Source organism: Pseudomonas sp. JDS08PS003, assembly GCF_045013505.1.
Classification (GTDB): Bacteria; Pseudomonadota; Gammaproteobacteria; order Pseudomonadales; family Pseudomonadaceae; genus Aquipseudomonas; species Aquipseudomonas protegens_B.
Genome location: NZ_CP120724.1, coordinates 2,732,100 through 2,745,573, shown reverse-complemented (window position 1 = coordinate 2,745,573; position 13,474 = coordinate 2,732,100). Strand labels below are relative to the sequence as shown.

Annotated in this window: 12 protein-coding genes and 1 pseudogene; 2 read left to right on the top strand and 11 right to left on the bottom strand. The window is 65.5% G+C overall.

The window, feature by feature from the left end:
• Positions 1 to 17 precede the first annotated feature (17 nt).
• Complete coding sequence (locus P7C00_RS12625; RefSeq protein ID WP_346636371.1) at positions 18 to 1,454, bottom strand: MFS transporter; 1,437 nt, start codon at positions 1,452 to 1,454, stop codon at positions 18 to 20.
• Between the two features lie 127 nt (positions 1,455 to 1,581).
• Here P7C00_RS12625 and P7C00_RS12620 point away from each other — a divergent pair, with 127 nt between their 5' ends.
• Entirely contained in the window at positions 1,582 to 2,505 is a 924-nt protein-coding gene (locus P7C00_RS12620) for a LysR family transcriptional regulator (RefSeq protein ID WP_346636370.1), read from the top strand.
• Positions 2,506 to 2,531: 26 nt separating this feature from the next.
• Complete coding sequence (locus P7C00_RS12615) at positions 2,532 to 2,987, top strand: hypothetical protein (protein ID WP_346636369.1); 456 nt, start codon at positions 2,532 to 2,534, stop codon at positions 2,985 to 2,987.
• Positions 2,988 to 3,062: 75 nt separating this feature from the next.
• Here P7C00_RS12615 and P7C00_RS12610 read toward each other — a convergent pair whose 3' ends face one another.
• From P7C00_RS12610 to P7C00_RS12565, 10 genes and pseudogenes are all read right to left on the bottom strand, one after another.
• A complete protein-coding gene (locus tag P7C00_RS12610; RefSeq protein ID WP_404939966.1) occupies positions 3,063 to 4,232 on the bottom strand; it encodes a methyl-accepting chemotaxis protein in 1,170 nt (389 codons plus the stop codon).
• Positions 4,233 to 4,823 (bottom strand): annotated as a pseudogene (locus P7C00_RS12605) (cache domain-containing protein); the annotation flags it as partial.
• Between the two features lie 533 nt (positions 4,824 to 5,356).
• The gene (locus P7C00_RS12600) at positions 5,357 to 5,773 is read right to left on the bottom strand and encodes a hypothetical protein (protein WP_346636367.1); all 417 of its coding nucleotides are present in this window, start codon (positions 5,771 to 5,773) and stop codon (positions 5,357 to 5,359) included.
• Positions 5,774 to 6,097: 324 nt separating this feature from the next.
• A complete protein-coding gene (locus tag P7C00_RS12595; RefSeq protein ID WP_047285710.1) occupies positions 6,098 to 6,391 on the bottom strand; it encodes a DUF3144 domain-containing protein in 294 nt (97 codons plus the stop codon).
• Between the two features lie 212 nt (positions 6,392 to 6,603).
• The gene (locus P7C00_RS12590; RefSeq protein ID WP_404939260.1) at positions 6,604 to 7,716 is read right to left on the bottom strand and encodes a site-2 protease family protein; all 1,113 of its coding nucleotides are present in this window, start codon (positions 7,714 to 7,716) and stop codon (positions 6,604 to 6,606) included.
• A 151-nt stretch (positions 7,717 to 7,867) separates the two neighbouring features.
• A complete protein-coding gene (rtcA, locus tag P7C00_RS12585) occupies positions 7,868 to 8,896 on the bottom strand; it encodes an RNA 3'-terminal phosphate cyclase (protein ID WP_404939258.1) in 1,029 nt (342 codons plus the stop codon).
• Positions 8,897 to 8,904: 8 nt separating this feature from the next.
• A complete protein-coding gene (locus P7C00_RS12580) occupies positions 8,905 to 9,693 on the bottom strand; it encodes a nucleotidyltransferase domain-containing protein (RefSeq protein WP_346636364.1) in 789 nt (262 codons plus the stop codon).
• Positions 9,694 to 9,708: 15 nt separating this feature from the next.
• Complete coding sequence (locus tag P7C00_RS12575; RefSeq protein ID WP_404939256.1) at positions 9,709 to 10,338, bottom strand: hypothetical protein; 630 nt, start codon at positions 10,336 to 10,338, stop codon at positions 9,709 to 9,711.
• Positions 10,339 to 10,354: 16 nt separating this feature from the next.
• A complete protein-coding gene (locus tag P7C00_RS12570; protein WP_404939254.1) occupies positions 10,355 to 11,698 on the bottom strand; it encodes a HEAT repeat domain-containing protein in 1,344 nt (447 codons plus the stop codon).
• A gap of 4 nt (positions 11,699 to 11,702) precedes the next feature.
• Positions 11,703 to 12,929: an RtcB family protein gene (locus P7C00_RS12565; protein WP_041117328.1), complete on the bottom strand. Its 1,227-nt coding sequence runs from the start codon at positions 12,927 to 12,929 to the stop codon at positions 11,703 to 11,705.
• Between the last annotated feature and the right edge of the window lie 545 nt (positions 12,930 to 13,474).

Here is a 13,474-nt window from a genome sequence, read left to right as displayed (position 1 = left end):
GGGTGTGCAGGCCAAGCTTAGTTCGGGCGCGGCAACCGACAAGCCCGATCAGGCGCCTCGGACAACCGGTCGCAACGGGCGACAATCAGCGCCAGCAGCATCAAGACGGCGGCGACCGCAAAGGTCCAGTGCATGCCGCGGGCCACCGCCGCGACATCGGCAGGACCGCCCTCGCCCGTCTGCGACATCCCGGCAAACAACGCCCCCATGGCGGCGGCGCCGCTGATCAGACCAAGGTTGCGTGACAGGCTCAACAGGCCCGCCGTCAGCCCCCGTTGCTGCGCTGTCACGTCGAGCATCACCAGGCTGTTGTTGGCGGCCTGGAACACCGCATAGCTGGCGGTCACCAGGGCAATGGGCAACAAGTACCCCGCCAGCCCCAGGCTCGCGGGCAACAGTGCCAGCAGGCACAGACCGATGAACATGCCCAGCAGCCCGAGCCGGCACAAGAGCCGGGCGCCGAGCCTATCCACCAGGCGCCCGGCGGGCACCCCGCTCAGGGTCGCCACCAGCGGGCCCAGGGACAGGCACAGGCCCACCCAGACGGTCGCCAGCCCCAGCCCCTGGGACAGATAGAAAGGCCCGATCACCAGAGTGGTCATGATCACCGTGGACACCAGCAGGCTCAGTAGCAGGCTGCGGCGCAGTTGCGGCCGGCGCAGCAAGGCAGGCTGAAACAGCGGCGCGGCGGCCCGTCGCTCTACCCACGCCAACAGCACGCCCGCTGCCACCGCTGCCGACAACAGCCCCAGGTTCAACAGGACCAGCGGGTTGTCCCCCAGGGTCAGGGCCAGGGCATAGGCACCCAGGCTCAGGGCCAGGAGCACAGTCCCGGGAAGATCGAAAGCGCTGGCTGAGGTGGCCTTGGGGTCCTCGGGCAAGCAACGCCAGGCCAGCAGCCAAGCGAGTAGTCCCAACGGCACATTGACCAGGAAAATCCAGCGCCAGCCAACACCGGCCAGCAACAGGCTGCCCAGGGACGGACCCAGGGTGGTGCCCAGGGCCGACATGCTGCCCAGCACGCCCATGGCCGTTCCCGTGTGGGCCTTGGGTAGCGCATCGCCCACCAGGGCCATGCTCAGGGCCAGCATCAGTGCCGCCCCCAGGCCTTGCAGGGCCCGGGCCGCCAGCAGCCAGCCGAGGCTGGGGGCCAGGCCACAGAGCAGCGAAGCCAGGGTGAACAGGGCGATCCCGCCCAGCAGCACCCGGCGCCGACCCAGCAGGTCTCCCAGGCGCCCGGCGCTGGCAATCAAGGTGGTGATCACCAGCAGGTAGGCCAGGACAATCCACTGCACCTGCTGGAAGGATGCCTCCAGGCTCCTGGCCAGGCTCGGCAGCGCAGCGTTGGCGATGCTGGTGTCCAGAGACGGCATCAGCATCGCCAGCGACAGGCTGGCCAGGGCCCAGCGCGCCCGGGGTTGAAGCGCGGGACGGTTCGACTCAAGGGTGGGCATTGCGCAGACTCCATCAAGGCATTGCCCGCAAGCCTATGTCCGCACCAGACCCGGCGGAAGACGCAAGCTTTGCAGTTAATTGATGCACGCAACGCCATGTCAGCTTTAGGCGTGCTAGATTCCGCCCATGTCGACTCCCGATCTGAATCTGCTACTGACCCTGGACGTACTGCTGAGCGAAGGCAGTGTGGCCCGGGCCGCCCTGCGCCTGAACCTGAGCCCGTCGGCCATGAGTCGGGCCCTGTCCCGCCTGCGCCAGGCCACTGGTGACCCCTTGCTGGTCCGCGCCGGACGCGGCCTGGTGCCCACACCCCGGGCGCTGGAGCTGCGCCAGCTGGTCGGGCCGCTGGTGGAGCAAGCTCAGGCCGCCCTGCGCCCGGCCGAGCAGATCGACCTCAGGCAACTGGTACGCACCTTCACCCTGCGCAGCCGCGACGGTTTCGTCGAGAACTTCGGCCCGGCACTGGTCAACCGCCTGCGGGCCGAAGCGCCCGGGGTACGGGTGCATTTCGTGCCCAAGCTGGACCGCGACAGCAAGCCCCTGCGCGAGGCCAGCGTCGACCTGGAAACTGCAGTGATCGATGCCGACACCAGTCCCGAATTGCGTACCCGGGCGCTGTTTCGCGATCGCTTCATCGGCGTGGTGCGCAGCGGCCATCCCTTGAGCCGCGGCCCGGTGAGCCTCGACCACTACCTGGCCGGCCAGCACATCCTGATGTCCCACCAGGGGCACGACCACGGCCGTATGGACGATGCTCTGCAGGCCCTGGGCCGGCAGCGGCAGATTGTCACCCTGGTCAGCGGTTTTTCCGCGGCCCTGGCCCTGGCCCGGGGGTCGGAACTGATCGCCATGGTGCCCGAACGCCATACCAGCAACCTGCGTGAAGGCCTGCACAGTTTCAGCCTGCCGGTGCCGCTGCCGGAGATGACCATTTCCCTGCTCTGGCACCCGCGCATGGAGGCCGATCCGGCCCATCGCTGGTTGCGCCAATGCGTCCACGAACTCTGCAGCGATACCACCGCTACCCTACCCGGCGGCCACCACCGCTGATGCCCCTTGATCGTCGAGACTCTGCAATGCCCTCACCCTCACTCGCTGTACCCGTTGCCCCCCTCAAGTACCTGCCCGCCCTCGTCGCGCTCCTCTGGGGGCTGTCCCTGGCAGTCGTCCGGGCCTGGCAACCGCTGGATTATTTCTGGGAAAACTTCGCCGCCTACTGGCTGCCCCAGGGGCTGATCCTCGGCCTGCTGCTGTGCACCCGGCCCACGCCGGCGCTGTTCACCGGGGTGGCCCTGGCCCTGGCCGCGCACCTGCAGCTGTTCAGCCTGTGGATCAGTTCCCCGGAGGACGCCATGGGCTGGCTGTTCTACCTGTTCGACTTTCCCGGCGCGCTGATCGGCGCCGCCATCGCCCGTTTCCTGGCCACGCGCGTGGCGCCCGGCAAGCCGCTGATCCATGGCCTGCTGGGGATCGGTTGGGTGTCGTTGGGGCTGTTGCTGAACTTCAAGCTGATGATGTTCAGCCAGATCTGAAACGGGCCGGCGACTGCGGCCCGGGGGGGGGACTGCAACCCGCCCGGAGCACTGGCGGCCCGGGCAGGCAATGCCTCAGCTGTGGCCCTGGCTGAGGTTCGACAAGCGCCCGGACAGGGCCTGCATCGCCTCGCTGACCTTATCCAGGGCCTGGGCGTCCCGGGCGTTGTCCTCGCTAATGCCGTGGATACGCACCGCCAGTTCGTTGATCTCCTGGGTCACATGGCTCTGCTGCTGCGCCGCCACAGCAATCTGCTGCGCGCGCTGGGAAATATCGTCGAAGCTGGTGACAGTGCTCGACAGTGCCTGCGACGCGCCGGAGGCCTCGCCCACGGCTTCACGGGTACGTGCTTCGCCGGCCTGGATGGCCTGCACCGCCTGACGTGACGCCAGCTGCAGATCGCTGATCATGCCGCTGATCTCGTTGGCCGAGGTCTGGGTCCGGCCGGCCAGGGTCCGCACCTCATCCGCCACCACGGCAAAGCCGCGGCCTTGCTCGCCGGCCCGAGCGGCCTCGATGGCGGCATTGAGCGCCAGCAGGTTGGTCTGCTCGGAGATGGCCTTGATCACATCCAGTACCGCGCCGACCTGTTGGCTGTCCTGTTCCAGGCGCTGGATCACCGCAGTGGCCTCGGCCATTTCCGTGGACAGTTGCTGGATCGACTGACTGTTGGCCGCTACTCGCTGCTGGCCGTCCTGTACCACCACCAGGGACTGGCGGGCGGTGTCGGCGCAGTTGTTGGTGTTCTGCGCCACTTCCAGGGCGCTGGAGGACATCTCGGTAATGGCCGTGGCCAACTGGGTGTTTTCCTGGCGTTGCTGCTCGGCCCGCTGGGCCAGGGTGCCGCTCAACTCGCCCAGACGCCCGGCCTCGTTCTGCAACTGCCGGGCTTCGCTGGCGATCTTCTGCAGCATCTGCCGCAACTGCCCGGCGTAGCGGTTGACCGCGCCGCGCAAGGCACCGATCTCATCGGCCCGGGCCACGTGCAGCTCGGCGTTGTCAGTGGCCTGGCCACGCCCCAGGGCGTCGATCTGCTGGGTGGTTTCTTCCAACTGGGCAATCAGCTTGTGCCCGCCCAGCCAGGCGAAGAACAGCAGCAGGGCCAGCAACGGCAAGAGAAACACCAGGATCTCGGTGGTCATGGCCCGGGCCAGGCCGGTGACCTTCTGCTCCGGGGTCACCAGGCCAATGGTCCAGCCACTGCCGGGCATGCTGAACAGGCTGACCCGCGCCGCTTCCTGCAGCCGGCCATCTTCCGCCAGATCCAGGCTGCGCACCTGACCGGGACTGCCCGCCGTCTTGCTCAAGGCCTCAGCCACCGGACCCAGCCAGGGTTGCTGTTTGCTCAAGGCCTCGAAGCTGAGCATCTGCCCGCCAGCGCTGGCCTGGGCATCGGGGAAATACAGGACATTGCCGGCCTGATCCAGGGCAAAGGCATAGCCACCGGTGACCGAGCCCTGCTCCTTGAGGAAGCGCGCCAGGTCATCCAGGCGCAGGTCGATGGTGGCGACCCCGGCGAAGCTGCCGTCCTGACGATAGGGCACGCTGCACGTGGTCATCGGCACCTGGGTCACCGGGTCCTGATAGGCCTCGGACCACAGGCAACGCCCCGGCGCACTGTTGCGCGCGCCGGTGTACCAGGCTTCGTGGTGATAGCCGGCGCTGCCGGCAGCGTTGTAGTCATCGGAAAACGCCAGGGGCCCGGCATCGCTGCGGGCCCAGAAGAAACTGCGGCGCTCGACGCCCGCCTCGAAGGCATTGGGTTGCGGCCAGATACCGCCACCGGCAATCGCCTTGTCGCCTTCGTGGTCGATCACCTTGGGCAAGGTGGCCATGACCAGCGCCTGCTCCTTGGGCAGCCCCTCCACCAGATGGGCCATGCTGGCGGTCACCCCTTCGATCCCGGCCAACTGCAAGGCCAGTTGCCGGACGATGGCACTGCCGGTCTGTTCGATCAACGCCGAGCTCGCCTCCACCACTCTGGGCTGCCCCCGCAGGGTCATCACGGCAAATACCGCCAACGCCGTGAACAGCAACAGCAGCACACTGCCGAGGGTCAAACGATGAGACAGACGAACCGGTAGCAAGGCCATGACGAACTCCATATCAATAGGCATTCAGAGCTTATCGACCAGGGTCATGGATCACTTGAGAAAAGAGTGACGCCGGTCACGTTTTCTGTGACCAGTATGTGTGTGTGAATACCCGCGACCGGCTCGACAACGGCGCTGATGACAGCACTGACGCTCGACAGAGCGTGTCCGGCCCGGCACCACGGGTTCAATCGGTGGACGAATGCTCGCACCTGCGAAAGACCGTCACCGTCTTGCCCCGGCCGGCGCCTGGGAGCTACTCGATCACCCGGGCATCAACCTTCCAGGACCAGCATGAACTGGCTGAACCGGTCGATCCCGTCCTTGGACAACTCGAGCCCTGTCTCGCCCATCCGCGACATCCACTTGCCGTTGTCGCCGCGCAGGGAAATCTGCCCGCTGGCGGTATCGATGGCATAGGCGAATTGGCAATACTGATCGATGCTGTCCTTGGACAACTCCAGCCCCGTCGCCCCCATGCGCGACATGAACTTGCCTGTGTCGCCCTGCAGCGCGAGTTTCTTGTCGGTGCCGATTTGCACCAGCACCACCCGGAACTTGCAGTATTGGTCGATGGAGCCCTTGGAAAGCTCAAGCCCGGTCGCGCCCATCCGCGACATATAGTTGCCCGAGTCGCCGCGCAGCGAGATGACACTACCGTTTTCAATGACACGTTGTGGAATGACGATCATGGTTGGCACTCCTTGCTGATTAGGTGTGTTCCTGTGGGTCGCGGGGCCTGAAACCACCGGGCCGTCGGCCTCCCTGAGAAGGAGGTATGACGACCGGCAAGGCTTGCCGCAGGCGCAGTGTAGTTGAGCCCCTGGCGGCGCTCGGGATGGCCGCAAGACAACAGGACCAACGGTTGCCACGGTCCTGGAACGCTCAGATCAAAGGGCTATGCAAGGTGCGCGGCAGACAACCCGAGGCGATAAGTGCCCGGGTTGCAACGGGGCAGCAAGCGACTGCCCGACCGACTCACGAAAGCGGCCTGGGCAAGACCGCGGCGACTGTTTTCAATCCGGATTGGCGTTCATGTAGCGCGAGTAGTTCTCAACGTAATCGGTGAGGTTCTCCTCCAGCATCAGGCGGAACTCCTCAAGGAAATAGTCCACCGCCTGCTGCTTGGACGCCGCCAGTTCCTCGGCATTGCGGCAACCGCAGGCGCTGACCCAGGCGCTGAAACGCGCGTTGGCGTACATCAGCGAAGCGCTGGCCTTGCCCCGGCTGCTGTCGGCAATGTGAGAATTGGTCAACTCGATGATGGCGTCGGCGCGGTTGAAGAAATCCTGATCCGGTTCGTTGGCCACGGGGTGTTCCTCTTGCTGGGTAGGGAAAATAAAGCGCCGGAGTATAAGAGTTTTGCGCGCGCATACCGATCACTTTCGCCCACTGCATCACCCCGGCAGAAACCGGCCCGCCGGCGAAGAGGCCGGTCAGCCCGGCGCCCTCCTCAGGGACGCCTTCGCTGGCAAGCCCGGGGCTCCCCTGACTCTCACGAACAGCCGGCGCAACAGCCGGGCTATGGCTTCGACAGGGCCCGCAGGTGCTCGGCCAGCAGGGCTTCGCTCTGGCCTTGAGAGAGCACCACGCAGTTCTGCGCCGCCTGCAGTGCTTGCTGCATATACGCCTCGCCCTGTTGTCGATCACCCTCAAGGATCGCCTGCAAAGCCAGGCAGCGCGGCCGCAGCCAAGGCGCATACCAGTCGACATCGGCTCCCATCGGTGCGTTCTTCAGGACGCTGGCGTCGCGCTGCAGATAGGCACGGCTGAAGACCAGTTCGCCGCGCAACAACTCGATCACAACGCTCATCCCCGTGAGCTCCCCGGCCCGGGCTTCAAGCAGCTCATCCAGCTCCTGCTCCATTTGCAGCACGCCGGGCCAGTCGCCCTGGTCCTGCCTTGCGTTGAGCCGGTAGCCGAAAGCGACCAGGGGTTCTGGCATGGCGCCCCGGGCCAGACGTTCAAGGTCCTGGGCCGGCAGCTGCGCGCTGGGGACACCAGACACGGTCAAGGCCAGCAGGCGCGCCTGGGCCAGTTCCGGACGTTGATCGTCGCGATGCACATACCAACTCAGCAAGAGCATGCCGTCGCTGGGTGATACCCGCCAGGCCGGCAGCAGGTTGCCCACCCCCATCACCAGATTGATGACGGCAAAGGCCAGGGCAATGGCGCCGGGCACCCCTTGCCAGTGCAACCCCAGCCCCAGGGCCGCACCGCCCACCAACAGGTTCAGCAGCGGCCCGCTCAGCGCCACCACCATCCACTGACCACGCAACGGCCGTTGCGGATTGCTTGCGGCCATCACGTAGCCCCCCAGGCGATTGCGCTTGAGCTGCGGCGACCACCGTAGGCGCCAGCCGCGGCGCAGCACCTGCAGCTCCACGGCAGCAATCCGTACCTGCAACACCGGCATCCCACACCAGCGGGCGCCCAGGTAATGCCCGCTTTCATGCACCAGCACGCTGATGATCACCAGCAACGAGGCCAGGAACATGGCCAGAAAGGGCTGCAACCCGGACTTGATGGTGAGCCCCAGCACCAGAGCGGCGAGAAACCAGCCACTGAGCAACACCACGCGCTGCACCATCGTCAGCAGTTTGTTCAAGGCCTTGAGCCAGGCGTTGCCATCCATTGCGTACTTCCCTGAGAGTCAAACCAACCGTTGCACAAACTGTAGGAGCCGGCTTGCCGGCGAAGAGGCCCTTGAGCCCTGCATCATCCTCAGAGCCGCCTGCGCTGCAGCAGGGCGAGAACGTCCGGATGGCCGCAGCACTCTACACAGGTCAAACCAGAGCGTGACACTCCACGCGCAGCCGTTGCTCGCTCAGCAAACGCGATTCGATACGTACCGGCAGGAACGCTTCGATCACCCGCATGTTGCTCTCCAGATGCTCGGTCATGCGCGGCGTGGTGAAGCTGCCGCCACCGGCCAGGGCCATGGGCAGCAGCAGTTGATCGGCCAGGTGCTCAGCCACCGCCGCGCCGGAATCCAGCCAGTCCCGGGCCTGATCGATGGCGCCGTCGGCAACCTTTTCCGCCCGCAGGCTGTTCTGGCCGAAACCGCTGAACAGCTCGGTCAGGTGCTCGAAGGCGAACTCCAGCAACAGCACATTGCCCGGGCCGTATTGTTCATCCAGCTGCACCGCGGTGAGGTGCTCCCGAGGTAGTTCCAGACGATTGTGCACCCGACGCAACTCGCGCTCCGCTACATGCTCGGGCAGGCCCGCGCTCAACGCCCAGGCCCGACTCCCCAGCAATGCGCCACGCTCCTCCAGGTGCAGGGGCTGCAGCACCGACGGTTGGACAAAGGCCTCCAGCTCACCACCGCCGGCCGGGACAAAGCCGTGGCGCAGCAGTTGCAGCTCGACCCGCCCCCCCATGCGCCGCAGCTGTGGCAACCAGGCCTGCTGGAGAAAATCCACCGGCGGCGCCAGGGGATTGTGGGTGCCGCCGCTGATGCTCACGCGGCTCGGCTGCGGCGCCTGCAACAAGGCCGGCAGCAGGGTCTGCAGCACCAGGGTGCAACTGCCCGCAGTGCCGATGGCAAAGCGGTAGTCGCCGCCACGGATCGGCCCCGGCTCGAAGCTCAGCGCCTGGGAGCCGAGTTCGACCCCCGAGGTCTTGGCGCCACAGACCTGAGCCGCAGCCTGCACCGCCGTCAGGTGCTGACGCAGCAACCCCGGGCGGCTGCGCCGGGCACGAATATTATGAATGCGCAGGGTCTTGCCGCTGATCATCGACAGACTCAAGGCGCTGCGCAGTACCTGACCGCCGCCGATGGCGCCGTCCAGTTCGATTACATCCTGTTTCATCACATTCCTCAGGCGTAGTGCCGGACCGTTTCTCGCAAGTAGGCGTCCAGCAACGCGTTGTCTTCATGGGTACGCGCCAGTTTCGGCACCGGGCGTTCCAGCTCGGCGGCGATAAAGGCGTGCAGCGCCTGGCGCCGCGGTCCGTAGGCGGACTCGTCGGCACTGCGCTTCAAGGCCAGCAGCTCAGCCACTTCGTCCAGCAGTGGCTGATGGTCGACGGTGGTCAGCAGATCGGCAAAGGTCATCGGCGGTCGGCCGCGGCCCTGGTCGATCCAGCGCACCGCCAGCAACGGCCGCAGCACGTAGAAGTACTTCTTGAAACGCACGCTGTCGCCTTGCAGGTAACCGCGAAAGTTCTTCTTGGCCATCGACAGATAATGATTGCGCGCTGCCGGCGGGCTGTAGAACGCCTCCGCCAGCTCGCGCAGGCGCGCAGCGGCGACCGGCTCGCTGCGATACACCAGGGGCGAATCCAGCCATTCCAGCAAGGTCGGGTTGGACTTGCGCAACAGCCCGAGGGTCTTGCGCAGTTCCCAGCCGCTGATGTCCAGCTCGTCATCCAGGGGTCGCTCGATCACGTCGCGCCCGGCATCGACCTGGATGAACCACTCGGGCTTTTCCACATAGACAAAACGCACGTCGTAATCACTGTCGGTGGAGGCAAAGCCCCAGGCCCGACTGCCGGATTCGCAGGCATACAGCACCTGCACATTGCGCTCGCGCTCGATCCGCGCCAGCTCGGCCAATACCCGTTCGCGCATGGCGCTGCTCAGGGGATGGCGCTCTAGGTGTTCCATGATCCTGTTCCTTGTTCAATCCGTCGCGCTGGCGGCCAGCACACTCAGGGTCCGGCGCTCGGGGTTCCACACCGTCAGGCACCAGACGCCCCACCACTCCAGGCCTTCGTCGAAATACTCACTCCAGGGCTGCAAGTGCGGCCCCATGTCCGGCGCCTGACAGTCCAGTTCCAGGTTGCCCACCCAGTTGATCACCTGGGGCTGCTGTTCGGGGTCCAGCCCCAGCAAGTCCAGCCATTGGCCGTACACCTGCCGAGCCTGCTCGGCGCCGCCAGGGAAATGCAGCCCGTATGGCGGCTGGCGAAACGCTCGGTACAAGGCCAGGTCCTGCTGCTCCAGGTTTTCGCAGACCAGCTGCCGGACTTGTTCCTGGCTGAGTACCTCAGGCAGCGCACGCTCTGCTTCCCAGCGTAACTGCGGTTCGCCAACGTCGGCGTAACGCGGGTCCTGACGCAGTTTTTCCAAGGCCTCGCGGCGCGAGGCCATCAAGTGCTGATACAGGTACTGCAATCCCTGGCGGTGCAAGGCTTGATTCACCTCAACACCCGGCTCCACCGTCAGCCGCACAAAATCGAACACGCAAAACGCCGCTTGCAGTTGTTGGCGCAGCGCCCGGCTGTGCTCATCTTCAAATGGGCTCAACATCTCGGCTCTCCCTTCTTCACAGCAGCCGTTTGGCCGAACCGGCGGGCAGTTCCCCGGCCGCTTCCATGGCCTGCAAACGCTGCACCATGGCTTCGCGCAGCGGCTTGGGGGTGACCGGGTCGAACATCCCGTAGCGGCTATCGCACCAGCGCGCCAGGGTCTCGCGCCAATAGGCGGCTTCACTGCCGCCCTGCCCCAGGCGCCACAGCAGGTACTCCAATTGACGCCAGCCCGGCTTGAGGGCCAGCAGGGCCCAGCGCCGCGCCTTGGGCAGCTCATGCCAGTGCTGATCCAGACGCTGTTCCAGGGCCTCGTCGAACACCGCCCAGGGTTGCTCGTGCAACAGTCCCAGCGCGCAGTTGAAGACCTTGTCCGAAGCATCGTCCAAGGCTTGCAGTTGCTGAGCCATGCCACGCTCGCCCAGGGTCTGCAGGGCCAGCAGACGCACACTCGGCGCCGGCGAGGCCAGGGCCTGTTGCACCATGGCGTCGGCCCGGGGCTCCTGCAGTTCCTTGACCAGTCCCAGCAGGCCCAGCCAACCACGCTTGTTCCGTGGTGCCGGTAGTTGCAGGCGCTGCAGCAACACCTCACGCGGGTCCAGCCCGTGACGGGGCGCGGCCCAATGGGCCAGGCAACGCAAGGCCCCCGAAGGGTCCAGCAATGCCTGACTCAGATACTCGCGAGGATCGGCCAGCAACGGCAGCAACAAGCGCAGAGCCTTGACCCGCACACTGGCACCGCAGCTGTGCATCACCTCTTCCAGCAAAGGCACGGCCTGCGCGGCCGGCAGTTCGGCGCAGGCATCCACCGCCATCTGCCGCACACTGACCTCACGGTGGCGCAGAGCCCGAGCCAGCAGCGCCGCCCGATCCTGCGCCCCTTCGAGCAACAGTTCGAAGACAAAGCGCGCAGCCTTGCCCCGACAACCGCCAAAAGCGTCTTCAACTTCTTTGCGTACCTGGGCCAACTGCAACACCGAACGCGCCCGCTCCAGGGTCGCGCCGTGGTCAGCGCGCTGTTTGCCGGCCAGGGCCAGCAGCGGTGTCAGGCTCTGCAACAGCAGCTCGGCGCGCTCGGGTGCCAGATAACCCTCGAGCGCCGCGGCCGCCTCCTGGCGCACCTGGGGCACCCAATCGTTGAGGCGTTCCAGCAAGGCCGCCAAAGCCTCGGCCGAAGGCTGCGCGGCCAGGCCGCGCACGGCGGCCTGACGCACGAAACCGTTGCCGAAGCGGCTCAGTTCCAGCCAGGCGCTGTGCCTGTCCAATTCGTCCATCACTTCCCGCACGCGGCGGGCTTCGTAGTCGCTCAGCTGGTAATGCCAGCCGGGCGGCGCCGCTATCAAGGCGTCCATGTCGTCCATTGTTCTACCCCTTAACGCACACCACCTGACGCAGGGTGTGCAGCACTTCCACCAGCTCGCGCTGGGCGTGCATCACTTGGTCGATGTCCTTGTAGGCCATCGGGATTTCATCGATCACCGCTTCGTCCTTACGGCACTCCACATGGGCGGTCGCGCGGATCTGGTCGGCCAGGGTGAAGGTGTTCTTGGCCTTGGTGCGGCTCATGGTACGCCCGGCACCGTGGCTGCAGGAGCAGAACGCCTCTTCGTTACCCAGCCCGCGAACGATGAAGCTCTTGGCCCCCATCGAACCCGGAATGATCCCCAGCTCGCCCTTCTTCGCCGACACCGCGCCCTTGCGGGTCACCAGCACCTCTTCACCGAAGTGGCGCTCCTTCTGCACGTAGTTGTGGTGGCAGTTGACTGCCTCCAGCGCCACTTCGAAGGGCTTGCTGATCACCTTGCGGGTGGCCTGGATCACCAGTTGCATCATCAGCTCACGGTTTTGCCGGGCAAAATCCTGGGCCCAGGCCACGGCTTCCACGTAATCGTTGAAGTGCTGGCTGCCTTCCTCGAAGTAGGCCAGGTCGCGGTCCGGCAGGTTGGCGATATGTTGACGCATATCGGCCTGGGCCAGGTGAATGAACAGGTTGCCGATGGCGTTACCTACGCCACGGGAACCGCTGTGGAGCATGAACCAGACACGGTTGGCTTCATCCAGGCAGACCTCGATGAAGTGGTTACCTCCGCCGAGGGTTCCCAGGTGCTGGCGGTTGTTGCTGTTGGCCAGCGCCGGGTACTTATCGGTGATCGCCTTGAAGCGCGGATGCAAGGCCGCCCAAGCCAGGTCGGTCTGCTGCGGCACATCACCCCAGGCACCTTTATCGCGACCGCTACGGGGCGAGGTACGGCCGTGGGGCACCGCCTGCTCGATGGCGCTACGCAACCCGGCCAGGTTATCCGGCAGGTCGGAGGCAGTCAGCGAGGTACGGGCGGCGATCATTCCGCAACCGATATCCACCCCGACCGCGGCCGGGATGATCGCGCCCACCGTGGGGATCACGCTACCGATGGTCGACCCCTTACCCAGGTGCACGTCCGGCATCACAGCCAGGTGCTTGAAGATGAACGGCATCTTCGCGGTGTTCATCAACTGCTGGCGGGCTTCGTTTTCCACGGGCACGCCCTGGGTCCACATCTTGATCGGCTTGCCGTTGGCGACTTCCAGCAGTTGGTAGGTTTTGTGTTCCATGTCGTTGACTCTTTTTCCTGTGGCCGGTGATTCGGCCTTATTCAATAGGTTGTGCAGGAGCCGGGGCGCAGCAGACGATCTCGGGGGCCTCTTCGCTGGCAAGCCAGCTCCTACGGAGTTGCGGTGTTCGGTGCAGACGGCGACAAGTGGAGGTGGAACATGCAGCGCGCTCTGCCTCTGAGCTAGCACCTTGCGGTGAACGGGACTCGAACCCGCGACCACGCTGTCCTGTAGTTCCACCGGCATTCGCCGGGTCAATCGGTGCAGGCCGGGCCTGCGGGCAGCGACAAGGGAACAGGCACATTTGCTCTACCAACTGAGCTACAGCCTTGCGGCTGGCGGGGTTCGAACCCGCGACACCATGTAGTACCTGTGGCATTCGCTGCCATCCCGCCGAGGCGGGGAAAAAGATGCGACGACAAGGGTCGATGAAACATTGCGTTCGTGTTCTGACCATTGAACCACGGCACCGTTTTCCAGCACCGGCGGGAATTGAACCCGCATCTCGAACCTGGGATGTAGTTCCATCAGCATTCGTCGCAAAA